Origin of the sequence: Daeguia caeni, from assembly GCF_042653845.1 — a bacterium.
GTDB lineage: Bacteria > Pseudomonadota > Alphaproteobacteria > Rhizobiales > Rhizobiaceae > Brucella > Brucella caeni.
This window is the reverse complement of sequence record NZ_JBHSEL010000049.1, coordinates 1-24,337: the sequence shown is the minus strand read 5'-3', so window position 1 is coordinate 24,337 and position 24,337 is coordinate 1. Positions and strand designations below refer to the sequence as shown.

Genomic DNA, 24,337 nt, shown 5'->3' with positions numbered 1-24,337 from the left:
TCACGCTTTTTCAGCATTCCATCACTGTTGTTGATGAGTTCGTTTGTCGGCTTTGCCGGGCTTTGCATTGAAAGCGGAATTAGCGTCGGGCAGGCCGTTTTCATGACGCTCAGCATATGGGCCCTGCCGGCCAAGGTGGTTTTGATCGGTGCCATCAGTGCTGGCGCAACTCTGCCAGCAGCAGCCTTTGCCGTTGCCTTGTCATCTGTCCGCCTGATGCCGATGGTCGTGGCGCTTCTGCCAGAATTGCAGGGGACGAAAACACGCAAACTGACACTGGCAGCCCTTTGCCATTTCATCGCCGTAACTGCATGGGTCATGGCGATGGAAGAGCTGCGGAAAATCCCGCGTGCCATGCGGACAAGCTATTTTGCCGGCATTGGCACGGTGCTTGTGGGCTCCAATGCCATTGTAGTAGCGATTATCTATCATCTGTCGGCATCGTTTTCACCTCTGATATTTGCTGCTCTGTTCATGCTGACGCCGATGTATTTTCTGACCTCGCTTTGGCGCTCGGCGCGCGAGCGGACAGGGCAGGTCGCAATGCTGGCTGGTCTCATTCTGTTACCCGCCATTCATGCCGTCACGCCGGGTTATGATCTGATGCTGACCGGTTTGTTGGGCGGGGTCATTGCCTATGGCATCCACCGCAGTGGAAAGCGTGCCAGAGAGGTGGCCAAATGACCTGGACAAGCTTTTCGACCTGGTGGTGGCCCTATCTGTTCATTCTCTTTGCTGGTGCATTGCCGACTTATGTTTTCCGTTTGATGGGCGTGATTGTCGGCGGGCGTATCCGTGAAGATTCGGAAGCGCTTGTCTTTGTGCGCTGTGTGGCGACGGCGCTGGTTGCTGGCGTCATCGCCCAGCTTATCCTTTATCCCAATGGGGAGCTTGCCAATGCGCCCTTATGGCTGCGCGTAGGCTCTGCTGCATCTGGTTTTTTTGCCTTTCTGCTTGCCGGCAAGCGTCTGCTTGTCGGCATAGCCGTGGCGGAAATCCTGCTCGTGGCAGGATGGATTATGCTATAAAAGCATTAAATATCATAATGCTGCGCGAATTTTTTCAGCATTTGCCGTAAGAATGGCAATGTCTTCCATCTGGCCACTATGCGGCTTCAGGGCGACACCGTCAAAACGCGGGATGACATGGAAATGCAGATGATAAACGGTCTGGCCCGAGGCAGGCTCGTTGAACTGCATGATGGTCACGCCATCGGCATCGAAGGCTTTCTTGACTGCTAGGGCGATCTTCTGCACGGCCTGGATGAGATTGGCCAGCACTTCGGGTTTGGCATCGAGCAGATTGCGTGATGGCGCTTTAGGAATGACCAGCGTATGTCCGGTGCCCTGCGGCATCACATCCATGAATGCCAGAACATCATCGGTTTCGTAGACCTTGCAGGACGGAATTTCGCCGCGCAGGATTTTGGCAAAGACATTGTTGCTGTCATAAGTGGCGGTCATGCGATTCTCTCCGGAATGATATTTGGCTGATCAGAGCGAATTGATCATTGTTTAGCAAGATGACATCAGCGCTCATGGCGGAAGGGTGTATGCGCCTGCAAGTTGGTGTGGATTTCCTCCACCGCGCGTCGTTCATGGTCAAGATAGTCACGCACCGCATCGCGCAAGCCTTCATGGACGATGTAATGTGCTGAATGCGTCGTGACCGGAATATAGCCACGCGCCAGCTTGTGTTCACCTTGCGCGCCGGCCTCGACCGTTTGCAGCCCGCGCTCAATGGCAAAATCAATGGCCTGATGATAGCAGACTTCGAAATGCAGAAAGGGGTGATCCTCGATACAGCCCCAATGGCGACCATAGAGCGTGTTGCCGCCGATGAAGTTGATTGCACCGGCAATATAGCGTCCGTCGCGCCGTGCCATGACGAGAAGGATGTCATTGGCCATTGTTTCGCCAATCAGCGAATAGAAGCGGCGATTGAGATAGGGCCGGCCCCATTTCCTGAGCCCCGTGTCCATATAGAAGGCAAAGAAATCATCCCAGACGGCTTCAGTGAGGTCGCGGCCGGTAAGCCAGTCGATCTCTATGCCGGAGGACAAGGCAGCCTTGCGTTCCTTGCGCAAGGCCTTGCGTTTGCGTGACGAAAGCTCATGCAAGAAATCATCATAATGAGAAAACCCATTGTTTTTGAAATGAAATTGTTGGTCTGTCCTGTGTAGGAAGCCGACTTTTTCCAAAACCGGTATTTCGTCCGCAAGTGCAAAGGTGACATGGGCGGAAGAAACGCCTGTCTGTTCTGCAAGCTGTGCCAGACCGGCAGCAAGAGCAAGACGCACCGCATCTGGCTGAAAGGCCCTGTTCGTCAACAGGCGCGGGCCGGTTGCAGGTGTAAGCGGCACGGCGGCCTGAAACTTGGGATAGTACCGGCCACCGGCGCGTTCAAAGGCATCGGCCCAGCCATGGTCAAACACATATTCACCCTGACTGTGGCTTTTGAGATAATTGGGCACTGCGCCAATCAGTTCGCCGCTTACCGTTTCCAGACGCAGATGGCGTGGTAGCCAGCCGGTTTCCTGCGCGACACAGCCGGATTGCTCCAGGGCCAGAAGAAAGGCGTGTGAGATGAAAGGATTGTAATTGTGATCAGGATGCGCGGTGCCGGAGAGGTTGTTCCATTCATCCGGCGTGAAGGCGTTCATGCCTTCTACAATCCGCAGAACAAGCTTTTCGTCGTTATGCGGATTCTCCTCACGCACCGCGCATCCTCACTCGTCATTGTTGCCCCGAACGCGACTGCCATCGGGTGGCTTTCGCATGACGGTTTTGGCCGTCATGCCGCTGGAACACGTGGATCAAATCCTTCAAAGGTGATCTGATCTGCATAGAGATCGCTTTGCTTTTTCAGCTCCCAGTCAGTTACTGTCCAGCTGATGACCGGCATGTTCAGCCGTTCCCGGACAAAGGTGACGAATGGGTTGGGCAGGTGCTCCACATTGTAGGAGACGAAGTCGATATTACGGGCAAGCATGGAAAAATGCTGTTCCATGTCCGACATGCGCCGGCCTTCGGCAGTCAGACCAGCCGGAATGCCCGGTGCTTCCGCGGCAAAGCGACGGATCAGATGGTGGTCAAACGACATGATGGCCGCTTCGCCCTGATAATTGGCGAGTTCCCGCGCCACGGCCTTGACCAGTGCTCCATCTGTTCCTTCAATGCCCTTGAGCTCGATGATCAGCGGCACCTGTCCATTGACCAGATCAAGCAGCTGACGCAGGGATGGCGCACATTCTTCTGTACCGCCAATGCGCAGCCGGGTTGCTTCGGCAAGGGGCAGGTCACTGATCAGCCCGCCACGACCGGCCAGACGCAGCATGTCATCGTCATGGAAGACGATGACCTGATCATCCTTGGTCTGATGCACGTCACATTCAATGGCAAAGCCAGCTTCAATCGCTCGCCTGAAGGCGGCAAGCGTATTTTCCCAGATTTCATGATTGCCATCATGCAGGCCACGATGGGCGATCGGGCGTTTTGTCAGCCATCCAATGTCGGTCATCTCATGCTACCTCAATAATTGCTTCGATCTCGACGGCAGCATTCAACGGAAGGCTGGCGACACCAACAGCAGAACGGGCATGTTTTCCGGCATCGCCAAGGATTGCCACCAGAAGATCCGAGGCACCATTGGCGACCAGATGCTGCTCGGTGAAATCGGGGGCAGAGGCGACAAAGGCCGTGATCTTGACGAGGCGTTTGATGCGGTTGAGATCGCCAAGAGCTGCTTTTGCCTGGGCCAGAATATTGATTGCGCAGGCACGTGCCGCAATCTGACCATCCGCAACGGTGAGCGAATCACCCAGGCGTCCCGTATTGACCAGCTTGCCGGCTTCGAGCGGCAATTGACCGGAAGTCAGCAGCAAAGACCCGCTTTGGGCATAAGGAACATAATTGGCAGCCGGCGCTGCCGCTTCAGGAATGGTAATACCCAGATTTTTCAGGCGGGTTTCGATTGTATCGCTCATTGCGTTCGTCCTAGCTTATGAAGGCATTCAAGAGACTCACCATTAAAAAGAATCGGTGAAGCTTTTCCAATCGTGTTTTTTTTGCCTCGCTTCCGCCACGAGATTTTTTATCATATCGCATAATTCATCGGGAGATTTGCGTATGCGTTTGTTGAGTGTCGGAGTAGCCGTCAGTGGTATTGCTGCCTTTGTGTGGGCAAGTCATGCGCTGGCGGTGGCAGCGCCTGTTTCGCTTCAGCCGCATCGTGCTGTCTACGATCTGACGCTCGATCGCGCGGATGAAAAATCGGGTATCACAGGCCTTAAAGGTCGGATGGTCTATGAGTTCAATGGCTCGGCCTGCGAGGGCTATACGACGAACTTCCGTTTCGTGACACGAATTGACATGGAAGAACAGCCGCAGCGCGTGACCGACCAGCAGACGACCACCTATGAAGGCGGCGATGGCAAGAGCTTTCGTTTCGTCAATAAGACCTTTGTCGACAAGGAGTTGACCAAGGAAGTGCGCGGTGATGCGAAACTTGCCGGCGGCAAGACCGTGGTTGAACTGACGCGCCCCAGGGAAAAACAGTTCGACCTGCCCAAAAGCCATTTTCCCACCGGACACATGATCGAGTTGATCGGCAAGGCGGAAGCTGGCGAGAAATTTTATCAGACCAACCTGTTTGATGGCTCGGAAGAGGCCGACAAGGTCACGGTGACAAGTGTCGTCATTGGCAAACCCCTGGTCCTCAAGGACGAGGAAACGGCCTTGATGGGCAAGATGGCCAGCGAAAAGGTCTGGCCGGTTACGATCGCCTATTTCAATGATGAGGAAAACCAGGACGGGCTGCCAATCTACCGCATCAATTTCAAGCTCTACAAAAATGGCATTACGCGCGATCTGACCATGGATTATGGCGATTTCGCCATGCATGGCAAACTGGTCAGTCTTGATCTGTTTGATGCAGAGCCCGCTAGGGCTGACTGCAAATGAGCGACTGAATCGTATTTGTCCACAACAGGGCCGATTTGCGCCGGCGCGCCTGACATTGAACACAGTGTCTCAATTGAAACGCCGTGTTTCCGTCCGGACGCACGGCGTTTTCGTTAGCCCATTCCAGCTGTTAGCTTTTGGGTTTCAGATTTTCAGGGTCGTAGAGCGGACGATAGCCCACGGCTGCCACTTCAACCGGATAGGTCTCGCCGAAATATTCGACCTGAAGCTTGCGGCCTTCCTGACAATAGGCCCATGGCAGATAGGCAAGGGCGATATTTTTGCCAATGGTCGGGCCGTAGGCAACCGAGGTGGTGTATGAGCGCCGGCCTAGTTCATCAACCAGCGTTTCGCCGGTGGCCGGATCCTGTACAGGCATGGTGCCTACGGGATAACGTGCAACACCCTTGGAATCGATATTGTCGGTCATGACGAGCGTGCACAGCATGGCTGGCTGATGCGGACGCGCCTTGTATTCCAGATGCTTGGCTTTGCCGCGGAAGTCGGCTTCCTTGACCTTCGGACGGGCCAGGCCGGCTTCGAACAGATTGTATTCGGTGAGCAGATCGGCATTTTGCAGGCGCAGGCTTTTTTCCAGGCGGCGTGAATTGGCATAGGTTTCAACGCCAACGGCAATGGCGCCGGTCGAACGCAGGGCATCCCACACGGCAAGACCGTCCTCATAAGCCATGTGCAATTCCCATCCCTGTTCGCCGACATAGGAAATGCGGAAGGCCATGACATCCTTGCCCGCAATGCGGATCGTCTTGATTGCGGCAAAGGGGAAGTTTTCCGGATCTAGACCAGCCGGGTCTTCCACCACCTGTTTCAGCTTGGTGCGCGCATTCGGCCCCCAGATGCCGATGGTGATATATTTTTCCGTCACATCGGTGATGGTGACATCAAAATCCTTATCTTCCGCCACGCGGCGCATGTAGTAGTAATCGCGTGGGCCTGCATCGGCACCATCGATCATGCGGATGCGGTCAGCCATTCGGATGGCGGTGAAATCGGCGCGCACCATGCCCTCATCATCCAGGAAATGGGTATAGATGCCCTTGCCGATATTGGTGTCGCCGCCGATTTTTGCCGCGCACAGCCATTCCATCAGCGCGACGTGATCCGGGCCTTCAATGTCATACATGGCAAAATGCGACAGATTGATAATGCCGCAATCCTCGCTCATCGCCAGATGTTCGGCATTGGAGACACGCCAGAAATGGCGATTGTCCCATTCGTTTTCGCGCACCGGAATGCGGTCGCCATATTTTTCGAGCAGGTGCTCATTGGCAGCATAACCATGTGCACGTTCCCAGCCGCCAAGCTCCATGAAATAGCCGCCGAGTTCCTTTTCGCGCTCATAGAATGGCGAGCGGCGGATATTGCGACCAAGTGAAAATGGCTCACGCGGATGCACGGCCGGATTATAGACCTTGCGCGCTGTTTCGGTGCAGCGATCCCAGATGAATTGTTCCTGCATCTGATGCGGGTAAAAACGCGCATAATCAATGGCGTGATGGTCAATGGCCGTGCGCCCGTCGGTCATCCAGTCGGCAACAAGCTTACCCATGCCCGGCGCATCCTTGACCCAGATGCCGACCGCATACCACAGGCCACGCACTTTCTGGCTTTCGCCCACCGACGGTCCGCCATCGGTGGTCACCTGCAGGAAGCCGTTGAAGGAATGGCCTTCATTGTAGCCAAGCTCGCCGAGAATGGGGGTGAGTTCAATCGCGCGTTCCAGCGGCGCCAGAATCTGCTCCATGTCGAGATCGCGCTGGGATGGCGAAAGACGCGCCTGTTCCTTTTCCAGAAGATCGCGCGGATGGCAGAGGCGAGGCTCGGTCTCCTCATAATAGCCCCATTCGATCTGGCCGCCTTCTGCGGTTTTCGGGTCGCCTGTGTCGCGCATATAGGCGGAATTGCCCTGATCCCGCAGCAATGGCCAGCCGATTTCCTTGCCGGTACCGGAAAATTCATTATAGGGGCCGAAGAAGGTCAGCGGATGGTCAATCGGAATGAGCGGCAGGTCTTCGCCCGCCATTGCCGCAATCAGTCGGCCCCACAAGCCGGCGCAGACCACAACATGATCCGCTTCAATCGTGCCACGATGGGTGACAACACCCTTGATACGGCCATTTTCAACGATCAGCGATTGCGCTGGCGTATTGGCGAAGCGTTTCAGCTTGCCGCTTGCCTCTGCCTGATCAACCAGCTTGCCGGCAACTGTCTGCGAGCGTGGAATCACCAGACCAGCATCAGGATCCCACAGGCCGCCCTGCACCAGATGTTCTTCGATCAGCGGGAATTTCTGTTTGATTTCCGCAGGTTCAATCAGCCGTGCTCTGGTGCCGAACGCCTTGCCGGAGGTCACCTTGCGCCGGATTTCATCCATGCGCGCATCATCGCCGACGCGGGCCACTTCCAGACCGCCGACGCGCGCATAATGTCCCAGCTTTTCATAGAAATCGATCGAATAAAGCGTCGTCCAGCAGGACAGGAAATCATGGCTGGTCGTGTAGCAGAAATCCGAGGCATGAGCCGTAGAGCCAATATCGGTGGGGATGGCCGACTTGTCGATGCCAACAATGTCATCCCATCCACGCTCGATCAGATGATGTGCGACTGATGCGCCTACAATGCCGCCAAGGCCAACGATAACGACTTTTGCTTTACTGGGAAATCCTGCCATTTTTGCGACCCCTTGGTTTTTGTTGAACCATAATCGCACTTGTCGCGCATCATTTGCCTTTAGGCGACATATTCCGTGCAGGCGGCGACCGGCAGCATTATCCCGTCATGTGGCTTCAGGCTGCGTTGTTGACCTTGCGTTCTGCGCGCTCCTGTTGCGGGGAACGGCCATAAAGCTGGCGATAGCATTTGGAAAAATGCGAGGCCGAGACAAAGCCGCAGGCAACCGCCACCTCGACAATCGACATGGAGGATTGCAGCAGGAGGTGTCGCGCCCGGTCAAGGCGCATTTCCATGTAATAACGGGCAGGGGAGCGGCCCATTTCCTGCCGGAACAGGCGTTCGATCTGTCGCCGTGACAGGCCGATGGAGCCTGCAACATCAACCAATGCCGAAGGTTCCGACAGATTGGCTTCCATCATTTCAATGACGGTCAGAACCTTTGAATTCTGCACGCCAAGGCGGGCGCGCAAGGGAAGACGCTGACGGTCATGCGGATTGCGCACCCGGTCAGTGAGCGCCTGTTCGCAGATCCGGTTGACCAGATTGCTGTCGAAATCATCGCCTATCAGCTTCAGCATCATGTCGAGTGCAGCCGTTCCACCGGCGCAGGTGTAAATATTGCTGTCGACCTCGAACAGATCGGCATAGACCTCTGCCTTCGGGAAAGCCTCGGCAAAGCCCGGCAGATTTTCCCAGTGAATGGCGCAGCGCTTGCCGGAAAGCAGACCGGCTGCGGCAAGGATATGCGCGCCCGTACACATGCCGCCAATGGCGACGCCATGATTATATTCCTCGCGCAAGAAGGCAAATACGCTCTTGTTGCGGAAATTCTCGACCTGGATGCCGGAACAGACAAACAGCATGGATGGCTTTTGCCCGCTGTTGAGAAGACGCCGTTCTTCCTCAAGCGAGGTGTTGACGGCACATTCCACGCCATTGGAGGCGGCAACCGGCTTGCCATCGGTCGAAGCCAGGCGCCAGCGATAGGCCTCATGCCCGAGCATGCGGTTGGCAATGCGCAAAGGCTCGATCGCGGTCGCAAATGCGATCATGGAAAAATTGGGAACAAGAAAGAAGACGATCGTGCGCTTGAGATCAGCTGTCTCGTTCTGGGGAATGGCTGTATTCATGTCGATGCGTATTCCGGTTTGCCGCCTATATTACTATGTCGCATTCAGACAAGTTCTTCCAACCAATTTTGTGTCAGGGCAAGGCAAAAGATGCCGCATATTTTCAGCATAGTTATAAAATAGTGAACAATTAATGGGATTATCGTCGTGATATTGTAGACAGTGTAAAATTCAAATCAATTCATTGGGTTCTTTTTTGAAACTGTTGACAAATAAGTTTGATAATATTACTAGAAAAATATTGGCAATTGGTATTCTGTAACAAATATGAAGTGGTAGTGCGTTGCATGGATATGTAATCCGTGCCCGCTTATTGTTTGCTATGTGTGAACGATAAGTGTTCAATGTTTGGTGGTGCGGGGCTGGCGAGTTGTGCTGCGAGGTATGGTGAAATTGGGGTAATGCGCGTGGTTTGCAGCTGTGCTCGGGCTTCTGTGTAAATTGTGAAGTCGTTGTGATGGCTGCAGGTTGATCAGTTTGAACAGTTGCAGGGTATTTCCGGTCGGGGTTGAAGGTGGAGTTCCAGATTTGGGGCTGTCTCGTTTCGTGGATATGAGGCCGGTGTGGCAGGCGCTGATGGCTGACTGGAAATTATCATGAACAGCAGATTGCAATTCTATTACTCTTTAGTTGTTGTACTTGGTTTTATTGGTGTTGCGCCTAGTGTTTCTGCGGAGGCAGCTTACGCACAGGAAGTGGGTAAGTTGTATGCACCGAAGCCGCCAAAAGGCTCTGCTTTCGTACGCGTCGTGTCAGGGCTGGATGGTGTGGCTTCGGTGCAATTGGGTTCTCTCTCGCCGGTAGAGTTGAAGGCTGGCGAGAGAAACGCAACAAATTTCCGTTTGCTCAAGGGGGGGGACGGAAGAAATTTCGGTCAATGGCAGCAGGCTGGATGGCAAGGTAGATCTGTCAGCCGATTCCTTTGTGACCGTTCTCTTGTGGAATGAGGGGGGAGCGGTCAGGCAGGCTTCGGTTGTCGACCAGACGCGCGGACATGATGATCTGAAGGCGGAACTGCGGGTCTATAATCTTCTGCCGGGCTGTAATGGGGAAGTTGTCATTGCCTCCGGTCAGACGGTTTTCAAGGATGTTGCGGTAGGTACGAGCAGGCAGCGTTCCATCAATCCTGTGAAGGCGCAATTGCAAGGCAAATGTGCAGATGCAGTATCTGCGCCATTGCAGCTGCCAGACCTCAAGGCAGGGGATCGCTACAGTCTTTTTCTTGTTGGTACTGCGGACAAGCCGGTTCTGGTTGGTCAGATCGATCAAACGGAAATGTGAGGACATATCGTCCTGAAATCAATTGCTGTTTTCTGTTCGTCAAGGATTGATGGGCGCTAGGGATCTGGGCGGCTCGTACAATGCTGGATGAAGAAGAATGCCCAAGCTATAGATAATAGAAGTTTATTCAATGGTTTTCGCCAGCAACAGCTTTTTGTTTCTTTTCCTGCCGGTGTTTTTTCTGGTTTACTGGTTTACACCAGCGGTCACGCGAAACGTCGCAATTCTTCTGTTCAGTTGGCTGTTTTATGCCTGGTGGCGTGCGGATTTTCTTCCCTTGATTGTCGGCATTGCGATCTGGTCATGGGTGACGGGTTTCTGGATTGCGCGTGCGCAGGGCTCGGCAAGAAAATGGGCACTTTTTGTCGGTATCATTGGTCCGCTGCTTTCTCTGGTGGTCTTCAAATATGCCAATATGCTGGTCGATACGGCCGGTGAACTGGGGCTGCCCGTCAATGGCTGGGTGGAAATTGCGCTTCCCATCGGTCTGTCCTTCTTTGTGTTTGGCGCAATTTCCTATTCTGTTGACGTCTATCGTCAGACTGTTGCAGCCGAACAGAGTTTCATCAATTACGCCACCTATCAGTCGATGTTCGGCCATCTGGTTGCGGGCCCTGTCGTGCGTTACAAATGGGTGGCGGATCGGCTGAAATTCCGTGTTTTCGACCGTGTGGAATTTTCGCTTGCTGTTGAGCGCTTCATGCTGGGCTTTGCCCAGAAGGTCTTGCTGGCAGATACGCTGGCGCCACTTGTCGATGCCGGTTATGCGCTGTCGCAGCCAACGACAATGGATGTCGTGCTGACAGTGATAGCCTATACGGTGCAGCTTTATTTCGATTTTGCCGGCTATAGCAGCATGGCCATTGGGCTTGGCCTGATGGTTGGGCTGAAATTCCCGGAAAATTTCAACAATCCCTATCTTGCCGTTTCCTTGTCGGATTTCTGGCGGCGCTGGCACATCAGCCTTTCCACTTGGTTGCGCGATTATCTCTATATTCCACTTGGCGGTAACCGTAAGGGCGAGACGCGTACGTCGGTCAACATGATCATAACCATGGCGCTGGGTGGCCTGTGGCATGGGGCAAGCTGGACATTCCTTGTCTGGGGCTTCTGGCACGGCATCGGTCAGGCGATTGCGCGCGTGTGGCGGGACATGCGTCTGAAGGGCATCCCGGAAAATGAACAGCCGACACCGACCATACTTGGCCTTGTCGCCTCCCATGTTCTGACATTGCTTTTTGTCATGGTGGGCTGGGCCCTGTTCCGGGCGGGCAACTGGGGTGAGTTCGTCACTCTTGCCAAGGGCTTTTCCGGCGCCAATGGCTTTGACTTTTCCGGCGCTTTCCTGGCTGCCCTGCGACCGACACATGTTTTCACGCTGTTGCTTGGGGCCATCGTCATCTATGCGCCGCTTGTCTACAAGCTGACGCCAAGCCTGTGGCCTGATCGTGTCATTTCACGCGCATGCGCGGCCCTGCCGCTCTGGCTGATTGCAGTCTGGGTCCTTGGTCAAAGGACAGTTGTTCCATTCCTCTATTTCCAGTTCTGACCATGTTGCAGCGTTTACGAACCCTTTCGACTCTTGGTTTTCTCGTGGTCGTGTTTGCAGGACTTGTGAGCCTTGTGGTTCATGCCGTGGTCAATCGCAATCAGGATCTGGAACAGAAGCTGACATGGCAGTCGCTGATTGATGGCAGTTTCACGGCCGCCATCAGCCAGAGTGTCGACAAGGCGCTGCCATCCAGCAAGACACTGAATGGCTGGATTGATGGTTTTTTGTACTGGTCCTTGGGCGATGGGGGGCCGCAGGTACGCAAAGGCTGTGGCAACTGGCTTTATCTGGCAGAAGAACTGACTGAAACACCAGATGGCGATGCCTATCTCGCCGAACGCGTGAAACTGGCCAAGGCGATTGCCAGCTTTGTTGCCGGGCAGGGTGCCAGGCTGATTGTGGTTCCCGTACCGGACAAGGCGGAGGTGGCAACCGAAGGCCTGTGCGGGCTGGAAGCCTCGGCCCAGTCGCGCACACGCCTTGCAAAATGGCGTGAATTATCTGTCCCGCTCGGTCTCAATCAGATTGATATTTCGACCAATTGGCCCATGCCCGGCTATTGGCATACCGATACGCATTGGGATCAGAAGGGCGCGCAGCATGCAGCTGAAATCATTGCCGCCACGGTGAATGGCATGCTGGGAGCGGGCGAAACCGCGGTTGATCTGCAGATTGGCAAGGAAACCAGGGAACGCATTGGTGATCTGACCAAACTGGCCGGGCTGGTTGAAACCGCCAATGTATTCGGTCCAGCACCGGATCTCGAACACCCGGTCACCATGCAGATCAACCGATCAGGCGGCCTGCTTGATGAGGTGCCTGCGCCAGAGGTGATGCTGCTTGGTTCCTCCTATTCGCTGAATTCCAACTTTATTGAATTCCTGCAGGCAGCGAGCGCACGTGAAATTGTTCAGAAAAGTCTGGCAGGCGGTGGCTTTGCCGGTGCCATGTTGGATGCAATCAAGGATCATCCGGACCAGTTCAGACAGGTCAAACTGGTGATCTGGGAATGGCCTGCAAGAACCCTGACACAGCCGCTGACCGATCAGGAAAAGGCATTCCTCGCAGACCAGCCGTAAGTTTCAAGGAGAAAGACAATGAGCAAATCCCAAACTTCAGCGCACAAAATGAGCCGGAGATCTACATTGGCGTTTCTGGGCAAAGCCGCGATTGCGATAGCTGTTGCAACGGGGGCTGCTCTGTCGGCAACGAGCGCGCTGGTGAGTACTGCCAGGGCTCAGGAAGCCGTGTTTGAAGGCCGCGACAAGTGGCTGTTTCCGGGCTGGGAAAAAATCGATGTCGTTGACAAGGCCAAGGTCGATAATGTCATCGATCTCATCGACTTCACCAACAAGGAGCTGGCCAAACGCAATATTGGCCTTGTTGTCGTTGTCGTCCCGGCCAAGGCATTGATCCATCAGGATAAACTGCCAGAAGGCAAGACGCTTTCGTCCGACGTTCTGGGGCTTTACGCAAATATTCTGCGGGATCTTGCGACAAAGGGTATTGCAACCGTTGATCTGATGCCGGTGTTGAAGGCTTTGCCGCAGGATCAGGACGCATTTTTCCGCACGGATTATCACTGGACGGCCTGGGCCTCGGAAGCGGCCGCAAAGGCAACTGCTGATCTCATCAACAGCAAGTGGAAACTGTCAGGGCAAGCTGGCGATGGCGCTAAGCTTGCCGAATGGACCAAGGAACGCCGCTTTGGTGATCTGGCCGCCAATTTCATGACGCCGGAACAGCGAGCAGCCATTGGCCGCGAAGTCTTCACCGTGCGCAAGCAGGGAGGTGCAGAGGGCGAGGGGCTGCTGGATGAGGCCAAGGCGCCGGTTCATGTTGTCGGCAACAGTTTTACAGCACCTTATCTCGGCTTCTCGCAAGCCTTGTCACATGATCTCGACCGCGCTGTGACCCTGACTTGGAATCCCGGCGATGTCGGCCCATGGGCGACGATGATCCAGTATCTGGAATCGGACAGTTTCAGGCAGAACCCACCACAGGTCATTGTCTGGCAATTCAATGAAGGTCAGATGCAGCAATCACCATCTGCCGAAGGACTCTGGGCACAGAGTTCGATCATGCCGGATGCCGAGTGGAAGAAGAAGGTTGAGGCATCGCTCGCACAATAAGCGGGACAATTTTCCGGAAAACGCTATTGTTTTGTACGGAACCCGTCAGACACATGTCTGGCGGGTCGTTCCATTTGGAACAGGCGGCTATTGACCATCAATCTTGTGAAAGCTACATCCATGTTGATTTAGAAAAATTGAATCAAAGAGCGAGCAGCATCATGACCGTGTCTGTTCCACACCCTTTGCCGACACTGGATGCCGATGTGTTGCGCACATTTGTTGCCATTGTCGATACTGGCAGCTTTGCCGCTGCGGCCAATGCCGTTTTCCGTACGCCGTCTGCGGTCTCCATGCAGATCAAGAAGCTGGAAGAACAGCTTGGTGTCTCGGTCTTCGACCGCGATGCACGTGCCGTGACCCTCACCAGCGATGGAGAAATGTTGCTTGGCTATGCGCGCAGGATTCTTGCACTCAATCGCGAGGCGGTTGCCAAATTCGTTGCCCCTTCCTTCAGCGGTCTGGTTCGTCTTGGTGCGCCAGATGATGTGGGCGAATCGCTTCTGCCTCTGGTGCTCAAGCGCTTTTCCGAAACCCATCCCGGTGTGATGGTGGATGTCGTGATTGACCAAAGTGTGGGGCTGCGCAAGCGTTTTGACGACGGCAAGCTTGATCTGGCGCTGGTCAATCTCTCCAGTAACATGCCCAATCGCGATGATTTTGAAATCCTGCTGGAGGAAGAACTCATCTGGGTGGGAGCGAAATGTGGGACGGCCTACAGGCGTGATCCCTTGCCCTTGTCGATCTGGGAAGAGGGCTGTGCATGGCGCGACAATGCGCTGGCTGCTCTTGAAAAAGCCGGACGCAATTACCGCGTTGCCTATATGAGTTCGCATGCGACCGGCAGACGCGCTGCCATTCTGGCTGATCTGGCCGTGGCGCCGTCCTGCCGCACACTTCTGAGCGATGGAATTGTGGCACTTGGCCCGGAACATGATCTGCCGCCACTCGGCAAATATCAGCTCGGAATGACAATCCGCCGTGATGCTGCCTCGCATATCAAGGCTGTTGCCGATCATTTGCGTGAAGTCTTTGAAACCTATCGGCGTGTTGGGCGTTTTGACCTGTGTCGGGCATGCTGACTGTTGTCGTGACGATACGGACTGGCATTGCCCTGACCTATTGTTTCGCAGTTCCGGACGGAAAGCGGTTTCCACTTTCCTGGAATTGTTCTTAATTTCTTGACGCCTTGGCTTGGTGCTTTAGGGCTGGCATTGTGATATGTGGAGTTCAGGAGGAAGGGATGCAATCAAGCCGCTTTATGTCTGCAATGCTCGTCATTTGCGCACTCGCACTGACGGGGTGCGCAAATACGGTTCGTGGTATTGGCAAGGATGTGAAAAGCACGGCGCACGCCGTACAGGATGCGGTCAAATAAGTGCGCGCATCTTGTAACCAGGCCGGTTATGATGCCGCGCAAGCCTAGGGTGGCTGTGGCATTCAGTCCTGCACAAGGAAATAGCTGACGACCAGAGGTGGGTGGTCGGGGCGGGTCCGGAACGGAACGGTGGTGGTTCGAACCGCTGCAGCCGGAACGCTGATCTGCATTCTTTTGAGCAATTCGGCCATTCTTTCATTGGGATTTGCCCCGCCAAGCCACATGACGAGCAGGGGCCTGCCAAGATGCGTTTCGGGATCGGGAGTCTCGGCATGCACGACATGCAGGGACGGGTCAAACAGACGGAAATTGCCTGGAAGCTGCGGATTATCCGTCAAGATCACCTTGAAGGGGCCGCTGGCGGTTATTTCTTCATAGGCAGCCGCATAATCAAGCTGGCCATAGGGCGCCGAATTGCTGCCGCGCACGAGATTGTAGGATAGGATGGGCGGTACCAGAAGGGCGGCGATGGCGCCAGCAATGCCGAAATCGCGCACTGCATGCGAATTGGCGCGAAAACGGTTGATCCGGCAGGCAAGAACTGCCGGACCAAGGAACAATATGGGCTGCAGCCAGCGATCCTTGATGTGACTTGCGCCAGTAACCAGCACGCCTGCAAGCACAATGCCAAGCCCGATCAGTACTATGCGGCGCATGAACAATTCGCCGGCAGAACGTGGCGTTGTCAGCCGCTCGCTTCTGGCAAAATAAATCGTGGCAACAAAGGCTGCCACGATCAAGGCGACCGAGAGAAACAGGATCGTGGACTGAAACAGGTTGACGGCACCTGTCAGGCGATCAAGCAGCGCATTTCCGGTCGCGCCGATCTGCAATTTGCCTGAGCGGGCAATGACGCTTGTCTTGTGTGTCAGCATCCAGAAAGCAGTGGGCGCCAGCACCAGCAGGAAGCCCAGCAGGGTTATGCATGAAAGTCGCGACAACAGCACCTTGCGATAAGGTGCGATGCTGAGTCCTGTCACAAGCACCATGACAATAAAGAAAGTCGCATTGAGTTTGCCTAGGGGCGCTGCGGCCATGGCAAGGCCGAAGAGCAGGGCTGATACGGCGTTTTGCCTGTGCATGTGCCAGGCAAAGGTCAGTAGAATCCAGCCACAGGCCGTTGTTCCGGCCACTGAATGCGTCAGCGCGCGTTGTGATTCCCAGCCAATCTGGGGAATGAGAAACAGCCCCAGCATGCCGGCCGCAGAGACTGTATTGGAAAAGCCCAGCAGACGCAGGCCGTAAAAGACGCTGACAAACAGGCTGGCAAGCAGGCCGAATTTTACGAGCTGCAGGGTGAACAGATTTGTACCAAACAGGGCAGCCATGAAATGGGCCAGCCACGTATAGAGTGGTGGCTGCGATCCGCCATAGCCCCAGTCAAGATAGTCCATATTGGCCAGCTGTTCGGCATCATCAAGCCCAGCGCCATTGGAGACGAATGTCACCAACCCTATCTGAAACGCAAAATAGGCCAGCACTGCGACCACAACCCAAGGCAGGCCGAAGAGCGTCCTGTTTGCGAGAGATGTTTGATACAGGCTGGCGTGGTTCACTCGCTGGCTCCAAAATCAGGCTATCCAAAAATTGTGTATGGATCGTGCGCAGCTTTCACAGGAATAGGGCGGGAATTCAACCATAATCGCTGGCTGAGCTAACAATATCACTGTGAATAGCGTGACTACTGGCAGGCGCGGAGGGCACAAAACAAGAAACCGCGCAACCTGATGGTGCACGGCTTTTGTCAGAATACGCTTGGCAAGTAAAACTGAGGCTCCGGTACGCAATACCTGATCCGGAGCATCGAGACCTGTTTGTCTCTGGCTCTTTTCTAGTGGAACATCGTTACCGGACGGTTAGCAGAAGATTAAAAATGTCTAAATTCTGCAAATAAAAGACGTGGTTACTGGGCCTGCACGGCATTTTTGTCATTCAACACATGCGCGGCCTCAAGGAATAGACCGCATCGTTTCCTGCTGGCCATGCGCCATGATGTGACCTGTTTCATATACATCATCATGGCGAGGCAGTAATCGTACTGCCGCAGTCCTGCAACAGGCACAGGAAGCCTGCCATTGAACGGCGGCTTCAATGGCAGGTGATTGCGTGCTCTTACAGATCCGCTTGCCGCAAATACTTCACGATTGCTGAAAAATCTTCACCGCCATGCCCCCTGCTTTCAAACTGCTCGTAAATTTCCTTTGCATGGACGCCAAGCGGTGTGGCGGCACCAGCCGTGCGGGCTGCTTCCTGCGCCAGCTTGAGATCCTTGAGCATCAGCGCGGTAGCAAAGCCGGGCTTGTAGTCACGATTGGCGGGCGATGAAGGCACCGGCCCCGGCACAGGGCAATAGGAGGTGAGTGACCAGCATTGTCCAGATGATGTCGAGGTGACATCGAACAGTGCCTGGTGGGACAGGCCGAGTTTTTCTGCCAATATGAAAGCCTCACTCACTGCAATCATGGAAATACCAAGAATCATATTGTTGCAGATCTTGGCGGCCTGACCGGTTCCATCTGCGCCGCAATGGACAATCTTGCCGGCCATGGGGGCCAGAATTGCTTCGCCGCGCTGGAAGGCTTCCGCGCTGCCGCCAACCATGAAGGTCAGCGTGCCGGCAGCAGCCCCTGCGGTTCCGCCGGAGACCGGAGCATCAAGCGACAGATGCCCGTGTCGTGCTGCGATTGCATGGGCGGTGCGCGCCGAGACGACATCAATAGTCGAGCAGTCAATGAACAGCGATCCCTTGTTGGCCGCTGGCGCAATCTCTTCATAGACGGAAAGGACGTGACTGCCCGCGGGCAGCATGGTGATGACAAATTCCGCTTGGGCGCAGGCTTCAACCGCGTTTGAAGCAATCCCGATGCCATTGGTGCGCGCCATTTCCAGATTTTGCGGTAACAGATCAAAGCCACGCACGCTATGGCCCGCCTTCACGAGATTGGCGGCCATTGGCCCTCCCATATTGCCAAGACCGATGAATGCGACAGTCGCCATGATAACCTCCTTGGCGCTTTTCTTCAGCGTCCGATCATGTTGCGCGCAATGATGACGCGCATGATCTCATTGGTTCCTTCAAGAATCTGGTGCACGCGCAGGTCGCGAACCAGTTTTTCAATGCCGTAATCATGCAGGTAGCCATATCCGCCCAGTATTTGCAGGGCCTCATTGGCGATGGTGAAACCTGTGTCAGTCACCAAGCGCTTGGCCATGGCCGACCATTTGCTGGCGTCATGGGTCTTGCGATCAAGCTTGCTGGCTGCGGCATAGAGAAAAATCCGGGCAGCTGACAATTCCGTCTCCATATCGGCAAAGCGGAACTGTAAAGCCTGAAAACGATCAATGGTCTGGCCAAAGGCCTTGCGTTCATGCGCATAGGCAAGCGCCTTGTTGAGTGCTGACTGCGCGCCACCAAGCGAACAGGCGGCAATATTGAGCCTGCCGCCATCAAGGCCTGCCATGGCTATGCGAAAGCCGGCGCCTTCGTCACCAAGCAGATTGGCAACAGGTACCCGGCAATTGTCGAAGATGACGGTGCGGGTTGGCTGGCAGTTCCAGCCCATCTTGTGCTCATTGTTGCCAAATGACAGGCCGGGCGCATCCCTGGGTACAATGAGGGTCGAAATCCCCTTGGGGCCATCTTCGCCAGTGCGCGCCATCACCAGATAAATGTCGGTGGCGCCGGCACCGGAAATGAACTGCTTGCTGCCATTGAGAATATAATGGTCGCCATCACGCACGGCACGTGTGCGCAGCGCCGCCGCATCCGAACCCGAACCCGGCTCCGTCAGGCAGTAACTGGCAAGCCATTCGGTCGCCGCAAGTTTTGGTACAAAATGCTGACGCTGGTTTTCGGTGCCGAATGTGTCGATCATCCAGGTCGCCATATTGTGGATCGACAAAAAGGCGGAAAATGCCGGGCACGCCTCGGCCAGTGCCTCAAAGATCAGAACCGCATCCAGACGCTGCAAGGCAGAGCCGCCGACATCCTCCCGTACATAGATCCCTCCCATGCCAAGTCTGCCCGCCTTGCGGAGCACATCGACCGGAAAATGTTTTTCGCGATCCCAGTCCAATGCATGCGGGGCAACTTCCGCAGTGGCAAAGTCGCTGGCCATCTGTTGAATGGCGCCCTGATCTTCGTTCAATTCAAACTGACTGTGATCAGCCATTATTCTCAAACCTCCCAATGAGCGCGCTCACCATATGCAACTAGAACACATGGTAAGGAACATGCCAACGCTACATTGGAACAATATTGCGCAATTTTGAAATTTTTTGTCGTGGTCAGTATGGGGCAGACAAATCCAGGTGGTAAAAGCCCTACACATCTGGCTATTCGGCGTTACACTTTTCAGCAATGCGCTTGTAAAAGTGGCTGCAGCGCAGCCTTTTATGCTTTTGGGTGCCAATAACTGTTCAGTGGGCAGGCTGCGCTCCATGTTCAGCATTTACATTTGTAACGTATTCAGGTTGATAACACGCAATGACAGGATGAGATGGATTTTTCTTTATGCACGCTGGATTGAAAGACAGAGCCCCTGCCTCGTTTGCGCACAGCCCTATAATCCGTGGCTTGGCATGGCTTGCCCTGATTGGGGTGAGTGTCTTTTTCATCCTTTATCCGGAAATTGATCTTGCGGTGTCCCGTCATTTTTTTAGCGATGGCGCTTTTCAGCTCGCCAAAAATTCGGTTTTTGCCACCATTCGTGACATTCATCGCAACAGTCAGGTCTATCTTCTTGCCGGATCCGCTCTAGGCATCCTTGCCTATGCACTGCTTGCAAAGCGTCATCCGATGTTGGCACCACATAAATTTCTCTTCATCCTGCTCACCTTCGCGCTTGGGCCGGGTCTGCTCGTGCAGATCATGAAGATCGTGTTTTCGAGGCCACGTCCAGGTTTCATCCTTGAATTCGGCGGCGATCTGCATTTCTCGCCCGCATGGCATCTCGGTGGTGAATGCACGCGCTACTGTTCGTTCCCGTCGGGGGAATCGGCTGTGGCAATAGCCATGCTGTCGGTGCTTGTGTTTTTCCCGATTGCCTGGCGCTGGCTTGCAGCACTGGTTCTGGTGCCATTGATGGTGTTCGTGTCCTTCAACCGGGTCATGCTTGGAGCGCATTTCCTGTCCGACGTCACGCTGGCATGGTTTGTGATGATCCCGCTCATGCTTTGGATCTGGTCTGTTCTTTCGCGCAATCGCGACCGGATTGATGATGCAGTGTGGAAGGCCGGAGAAAAGATGCGCGCAAGACTCCATGGAACACGGTCGTAGATATGACGACACATCCAGCCATAACGCTCGTTCTGGGCGGGGCGCGATCGGGCAAGTCATCCTTTGCTGAGAAACTGGTGCTGAAATCTGCTTTGCAGCCGGTCTATCTGGCAACGGCGCAGGCGCTCGATCACGAGATGCATGAGCGCATTGCCCATCACCGCCAGCAACGTGGCGCAATGTGGCAGACGGTTGAGGAGCCGATAGATCTGGTTTCGGCATTGATGCGCCATTCGACGGCGGAAAACCATATTCTGGTCGATTGCCTCACGCTCTGGATCACCAATCTGATGATGCAGGAGCTGGACATTGCCACACAAATAAATGTGCTCATCGAGGCGCTGCCAAAGCTTGCCGGCCCCGTGGTTTTTGTGTCGAACGAGGTCGGGTTGGGGATTGTCCCGGATAACCGCTTGTCACGTGAATTTCGAGATCAGGCCGGTTTTCTGCACCAGAAAGTGGCTGCCATCGCTGATGAGGTCTATTTCATGGCGGCGGGCCTGTCCCTCAAGATGAAAGGCTAGGAACGATGTTGGATAGTTGGCAGTTCTGGGCCTTTTTGTCCGCTGTCTTTGCCGCACTGACAGCAATTTTTGCCAAGGTCGGCATTCAGGGCATCAATTCGGATTTTGCCACGCTCATCAGAACGCTGGTGATCATCGCGGCACTGTGCCTGTTTCTGACATTGACCGGCCAATGGCAGAAGCCGGGCGAGGTGTCCTTGCGCTCCTGGCTGTTTCTGATCCTCTCCGGTCTTGCGACTGGCGCGTCATGGCTTGCCTATTTCCGTGCCCTGCAAATAGGTGATGCGGCACGTGTCGCGCCGATCGACAAACTCTCTGTCGTGCTGGTGGCCCTGTTTGGTGCTGTCTTCCTTGGCGAAAGAATGTCGGCCATCAACTGGACCGGCATTGCACTGATTGGTTGCGGCGTGGTGTTGGTAGCTCTCAGGGTCTAAAGCAGTTCCAGGAAAAGTGGGAACCGGTTTTCCGCCTGGGAACTGCGTAAGGAAATAAAGCAGTTCCAGGAAAAGTGGGGCCAGCTTTCCGCCCGGGACGGCGAAAATAGATTATGTTGCACTAGTCAAGACTTTCGAAAAAATCTGAATTTCCCTAGAACCCAAGCAGGTTGCGCAGGGGATTGGTCGGGTCAAGCAGCAGCCGGACAGCCAGTGCCAGACTGACGATGATCAGAAGTGGCTTGATGACACGGGCGCCAATGCGCATGGCAAGCCTTGCACCGATCTGCGCGCCGATGAATTGGGCTATTCCCATGAAAATCCCGATTTTCCAGTTGATGACACCCACCGCGGCAAAGGCGGCAAATGCGCCGACATTGGAGGCAAAATTGAGCAGTTTCGTATGTGCCGTTGCCTTCAATACGCCATAACCGGCAAGCGCCACAAAGGCCAGCATGAAAAATGAGCCGGTGCCGGGGCCAAACAGGCCGTCATAAAAGCCGATCAAGGGTACGATGGTGACGCCAAACAGGAATGGTCCAAGCCGGCGCGTGCGATCAAGATCATCAATATTCGGCTTCAACGCAAAATAGAGTGCAATGGCCAGCAGTAGAAGGGGCAGGAGGGTGCGCATGATCGAGACCGGAACAATGGTCGCAAGCAATGCGCCCAGAATGGAGCCCAGCAGGGATGCAAAGGCATCGAGCCAGTTTTCGCGCAGGTTGACCAGTCCCTTGCTGGCATAGGCAAGGGTGGCGGATGATGAGCCGAACAGGCCCTGCAGCTTGTTGGTACCCAGCGCCTCAACGGGGGCAATGCCAGCCAGAAGCAGGGCTGGAATGGTGATCATTCCGCCGCCGCCAGCAATGGAATCAATGATTCCAGCCAGAAATGCTGCAAGCGTAAGTAGCAAGGTCAGTGAATCGAAGAATTCTGGCATCGAACAGGCCTATAAAAAGTTGCGCGCAACATAGCGTTGTTTTCTGTCCACGCCAGCATTAATGATGATGTCAGAAATTGGCGTTTTACTTATACTCGTATCTTCGCCATGCCCACAACAGGATCGGAAGGGATAATGTATGAGCGAAAGCATCTTTGAACGTATAGCGTCTTATCTCAATAAGAAAAGCGCCGTTCAGCGTGTTGCGGAAGATCCTGCACTCGCCTCGGAATTGCTTCTGCTTGTGCATGTCGTTTTCGCGGACGGTGAGCAGAATCCTGCGGAAATCGCGGCTTTCAAGGACATCGCTTTCAGAAATTACGGTATCGCGCCAGAGGAGATTGCGGAAGTCGCCGAATATCTGAAGGATTTTGGTTATGAAACCACGACGGAGCAGGCAGCCAACATGCTGGCCGAGATGGCGCCGGAACGCAGGGTATCACTGTTGCGTGATATTTTGACGATCGCTTTTGCCGATAACACACTCGACAAGTCCGAGGCCGTGATCATCAAGCATATCGCCACGACCCTCGGAATCACCACTGAAGAGCTGCGCGCCCTGCGCGAGAAATAATCGGTCTGGATTGAAGGGAGGGCATGTTGTCATGCCCTTAGGGTGCGGCAGTTCTGGGCTTATGCCACAAGCGCGATACCTGCTGCGCCAGGCACGGAAATGGTCACCACCAGATCGGCAGGCAGGTCATAATCCGTGCATAGCTCATGGCAGATGTCGCTGATCATGCGCTGTGTTTCTTCATCAATCGATGGCTTTCCTGATGGTAGAAGGGCAATGCCTTCGCCAGCCGCAAACGATACGCCCGTAGCCGGCGGTGCAGGGAAGACGGTTGCAATCAGCGATTTGCCTGCAAGCTCGTTGCCATTCATTTCAATGCCCGCCATGGCATAACCTTCGCCGGAACTTTCATGGCAAAGCAGGAAATAGGGCACCGCGCCTGAGGCGAGAATGATTCCAACCGGATCAGGGAAGGAGCCTGTAATCAGTCCTGTGAGGGCTGCTTTCGTTGCTGCCGTGGCATAGATGCCGGTCGACCAGTCACGCGTTGCCTTGTCAATTTTGTTGTCGGAATCGGGATCATCACACATGGACGCACTATAATCTATCTGCTAGCTCTGGTGCCAGTGCGCCGACAGTTATTCCGTTGCATAAATTCGGATATTGCTTCGACTTTTCAGTTTTCATCAGGCAACACTGCTGCCGTACGGGATGATAAAGGGACGATGAAACAATGCTGGGATTGATGATCGCATCACCCGCTTCGGGTTCAGGCAAAACCACTGTCACGCTTGGATTATTGCGCGCATTGAGACGCCGCGGTATCAAGGCTGCACCAGCAAAATGCGGCCCGGATTATATCGATCCTGCCTATCATGCCGTTGCTTCCGGTGAATTGTGCTATAATCTCGATCCTTGGGGCATGCGACCGGAACTGATCAGCGCGCTGGTCTCGCGCATGATCGAGGGCGAAAGGGTTCTTGTTACCGAGGGCATGATGGGGCTGTTTGACAGCGCCGTCGATGGCAAGGGTGCATCTGCCGATCTGGCGCGCACGCTTGATCTGCCGATTGTTCTGGTTGTTGATTGTTCGGGGCAGGTACAGTCGATTGCTGCCCTGGTTTCCGGCTTCAGCCAATATCGGCGTGATATTTTTATCGCCGGCATCATTCTCAATCGCGTGGCTGGACCGGAACACGAAGCCATGCTGCGCAAGGCACTCGATCCATCGGGTATTCCGGTGGTCGGAGCCTTGCCTTATGACGAACGTCTGTCCTTGCCGGAACGTCATCTTGGGCTGGTACAGGCAGGCGAGCACCCGGATCTTGAGCATTTCCTTGAGCAGGCTGCCGATATCATGGAGGAGCGTCTCAGTATTTCGACGCTGCGTCATATATGGTCGCGCCCGCGCCGTTATGACGCCATGGCCAACGTGCCGCGCCTGAGAGCCCGACCGAAAATTAAGTTGAGCGATTTCAGTAGTTTATGATTCTCTATGTTTACAAAAACTACGGAGGAT

At 54.6% G+C, this 24,337-nt stretch carries 24 protein-coding genes and 1 pseudogene; 14 read left to right on the top strand and 11 right to left on the bottom strand.

Going from position 1 to position 24,337, the window contains the following annotated elements; all coding sequences use genetic code 11:
* Positions 1-33 precede the first annotated feature (33 nt).
* Together ACFO1V_RS06755 and ACFO1V_RS06750 are read left to right on the top strand one after the other, a co-directional pair.
* Entirely contained in the window at positions 34-684 is a 651-nt protein-coding gene (locus ACFO1V_RS06755; RefSeq protein WP_374830552.1) for an AzlC family ABC transporter permease, read from the top strand.
* Positions 681-1,028 (top strand): AzlD domain-containing protein, encoded by a 348-nt coding sequence (locus tag ACFO1V_RS06750; RefSeq protein ID WP_374830325.1) that lies wholly within the window; start codon positions 681-683, stop codon positions 1,026-1,028. The genes ACFO1V_RS06755 and ACFO1V_RS06750 overlap by 4 nt, the downstream gene beginning before the upstream one ends.
* A 12-nt stretch (positions 1,029-1,040) precedes the next feature.
* Here ACFO1V_RS06750 and ACFO1V_RS06745 read toward each other — a convergent pair whose 3' ends face one another.
* From ACFO1V_RS06745 to ACFO1V_RS06730, 4 genes are all read right to left on the bottom strand, one after another.
* Complete coding sequence (locus ACFO1V_RS06745; protein ID WP_374830323.1) at positions 1,041-1,463, bottom strand: HIT family protein; 423 nt, start codon at positions 1,461-1,463, stop codon at positions 1,041-1,043.
* A gap of 65 nt (positions 1,464-1,528) precedes the next feature.
* The gene (locus ACFO1V_RS06740; protein ID WP_374830550.1) at positions 1,529-2,662 is read right to left on the bottom strand and encodes a GNAT family N-acetyltransferase; all 1,134 of its coding nucleotides are present in this window, start codon (positions 2,660-2,662) and stop codon (positions 1,529-1,531) included.
* Positions 2,663-2,793: 131 nt separating this feature from the next.
* Positions 2,794-3,519 (bottom strand): glycerophosphodiester phosphodiesterase, encoded by a 726-nt coding sequence (locus ACFO1V_RS06735; protein WP_374830321.1) that lies wholly within the window; start codon positions 3,517-3,519, stop codon positions 2,794-2,796.
* Between the two features lies 1 nt (position 3,520).
* Complete coding sequence (locus tag ACFO1V_RS06730) at positions 3,521-3,985, bottom strand: RidA family protein (protein WP_374830319.1); 465 nt, start codon at positions 3,983-3,985, stop codon at positions 3,521-3,523.
* Between the two features lie 142 nt (positions 3,986-4,127).
* Between ACFO1V_RS06730 and ACFO1V_RS06725 the strand changes: the two genes are divergently transcribed.
* Positions 4,128-4,961, top strand: a complete 834-nt coding sequence (locus ACFO1V_RS06725; RefSeq protein ID WP_374830317.1) for a cell envelope integrity EipB family protein — start codon at positions 4,128-4,130, stop codon at positions 4,959-4,961.
* 130 nt (positions 4,962-5,091) lie between these two features.
* Here the strand turns inward: ACFO1V_RS06725 and ACFO1V_RS06720 are convergent, their stop codons facing one another.
* Positions 5,092-7,653: a GcvT family protein gene (locus ACFO1V_RS06720; protein WP_374830315.1), complete on the bottom strand. Its 2,562-nt coding sequence runs from the start codon at positions 7,651-7,653 to the stop codon at positions 5,092-5,094.
* 115 nt (positions 7,654-7,768) lie between these two features.
* Positions 7,769-8,785, bottom strand: a complete 1,017-nt coding sequence (locus ACFO1V_RS06715) for a GlxA family transcriptional regulator (RefSeq protein ID WP_374830313.1) — start codon at positions 8,783-8,785, stop codon at positions 7,769-7,771.
* Positions 8,786-9,381: 596 nt separating this feature from the next.
* On the opposite strand from ACFO1V_RS06715, the gene ACFO1V_RS06710 reads away from it, so the two are divergent.
* From ACFO1V_RS06710 to ACFO1V_RS06685, 6 genes are all read left to right on the top strand, one after another.
* The gene (locus ACFO1V_RS06710; protein ID WP_374830311.1) at positions 9,382-9,732 is read left to right on the top strand and encodes a hypothetical protein; all 351 of its coding nucleotides are present in this window, start codon (positions 9,382-9,384) and stop codon (positions 9,730-9,732) included.
* A complete protein-coding gene (locus tag ACFO1V_RS06705; protein ID WP_374830309.1) occupies positions 9,710-10,066 on the top strand; it encodes a hypothetical protein in 357 nt (118 codons plus the stop codon). The genes ACFO1V_RS06710 and ACFO1V_RS06705 overlap by 23 nt, the downstream gene beginning before the upstream one ends.
* Before the next feature lie 130 nt (positions 10,067-10,196).
* Positions 10,197-11,615 carry an MBOAT family O-acyltransferase gene (locus ACFO1V_RS06700; protein ID WP_374830307.1) on the top strand — a complete coding sequence of 473 codons (1,419 nt, stop codon included), beginning with the start codon at positions 10,197-10,199 and terminating at the stop codon, positions 11,613-11,615.
* A gap of 2 nt (positions 11,616-11,617) precedes the next feature.
* Complete coding sequence (locus ACFO1V_RS06695) at positions 11,618-12,697, top strand: alginate O-acetyltransferase AlgX-related protein (RefSeq protein ID WP_374830305.1); 1,080 nt, start codon at positions 11,618-11,620, stop codon at positions 12,695-12,697.
* Between the two features lie 66 nt (positions 12,698-12,763).
* On the top strand, positions 12,764-13,750 hold the full coding sequence (locus tag ACFO1V_RS06690; RefSeq protein ID WP_374830303.1) for an alginate O-acetyltransferase AlgX-related protein: 987 nt from the start codon (positions 12,764-12,766) through the stop codon (positions 13,748-13,750).
* 161 nt (positions 13,751-13,911) lie between these two features.
* A complete protein-coding gene (locus ACFO1V_RS06685; RefSeq protein WP_374830301.1) occupies positions 13,912-14,832 on the top strand; it encodes a LysR substrate-binding domain-containing protein in 921 nt (306 codons plus the stop codon).
* Between the two features lie 358 nt (positions 14,833-15,190).
* Here ACFO1V_RS06685 and ACFO1V_RS06680 read toward each other — a convergent pair whose 3' ends face one another.
* The 3 genes from ACFO1V_RS06680 to ACFO1V_RS06670 form a co-directional block, all read right to left on the bottom strand.
* Complete coding sequence (locus ACFO1V_RS06680; RefSeq protein ID WP_380075071.1) at positions 15,191-16,684, bottom strand: ArnT family glycosyltransferase; 1,494 nt, start codon at positions 16,682-16,684, stop codon at positions 15,191-15,193.
* 556 nt (positions 16,685-17,240) lie between these two features.
* Entirely contained in the window at positions 17,241-18,125 is an 885-nt protein-coding gene (mmsB, locus tag ACFO1V_RS06675) for a 3-hydroxyisobutyrate dehydrogenase (RefSeq protein WP_374830297.1), read from the bottom strand.
* Positions 18,126-18,148: 23 nt separating this feature from the next.
* The gene (locus tag ACFO1V_RS06670; protein ID WP_374830295.1) at positions 18,149-19,300 is read right to left on the bottom strand and encodes an isobutyryl-CoA dehydrogenase; all 1,152 of its coding nucleotides are present in this window, start codon (positions 19,298-19,300) and stop codon (positions 18,149-18,151) included.
* Positions 19,301-19,770: 470 nt separating this feature from the next.
* Here ACFO1V_RS06670 and ACFO1V_RS06665 point away from each other — a divergent pair, with 470 nt between their 5' ends.
* The 3 genes from ACFO1V_RS06665 to ACFO1V_RS06655 are packed head-to-tail and all read left to right on the top strand — an operon-like array spanning position 19,771 to position 21,364.
* Positions 19,771-20,406, top strand: a complete 636-nt coding sequence (locus tag ACFO1V_RS06665) for a phosphatase PAP2 family protein (RefSeq protein WP_374830293.1) — start codon at positions 19,771-19,773, stop codon at positions 20,404-20,406.
* Positions 20,407-20,408: 2 nt separating this feature from the next.
* Entirely contained in the window at positions 20,409-20,930 is a 522-nt protein-coding gene (cobU, locus tag ACFO1V_RS06660; RefSeq protein WP_374830291.1) for a bifunctional adenosylcobinamide kinase/adenosylcobinamide-phosphate guanylyltransferase, read from the top strand.
* Between the two features lie 5 nt (positions 20,931-20,935).
* A complete protein-coding gene (locus ACFO1V_RS06655; protein ID WP_374830289.1) occupies positions 20,936-21,364 on the top strand; it encodes an EamA family transporter in 429 nt (142 codons plus the stop codon).
* 154 nt (positions 21,365-21,518) lie between these two features.
* Here ACFO1V_RS06655 and ACFO1V_RS06650 read toward each other — a convergent pair whose 3' ends face one another.
* Positions 21,519-22,304, bottom strand: coding sequence for a TSUP family transporter (locus ACFO1V_RS06650; RefSeq protein ID WP_374830287.1), 786 nt, complete (start codon positions 22,302-22,304; stop codon positions 21,519-21,521).
* 139 nt (positions 22,305-22,443) lie between these two features.
* Here ACFO1V_RS06650 and ACFO1V_RS06645 point away from each other — a divergent pair, with 139 nt between their 5' ends.
* Positions 22,444-22,878 carry a tellurite resistance TerB family protein gene (locus ACFO1V_RS06645; protein ID WP_374830285.1) on the top strand — a complete coding sequence of 145 codons (435 nt, stop codon included), beginning with the start codon at positions 22,444-22,446 and terminating at the stop codon, positions 22,876-22,878.
* A gap of 59 nt (positions 22,879-22,937) precedes the next feature.
* On the opposite strand, the gene ACFO1V_RS06640 is transcribed toward ACFO1V_RS06645, so the two are convergent.
* Positions 22,938-23,408 (bottom strand): cobalt-precorrin-5B (C(1))-methyltransferase, encoded by a 471-nt coding sequence (locus ACFO1V_RS06640; protein ID WP_374830283.1) that lies wholly within the window; start codon positions 23,406-23,408, stop codon positions 22,938-22,940.
* A 143-nt stretch (positions 23,409-23,551) separates the two neighbouring features.
* Between ACFO1V_RS06640 and ACFO1V_RS06635 the strand changes: the two are divergent.
* Positions 23,552-24,265: pseudogene (locus ACFO1V_RS06635) on the top strand (cobyrinate a,c-diamide synthase); the annotation flags it as partial.
* Positions 24,266-24,337 lie beyond the last annotated feature (72 nt).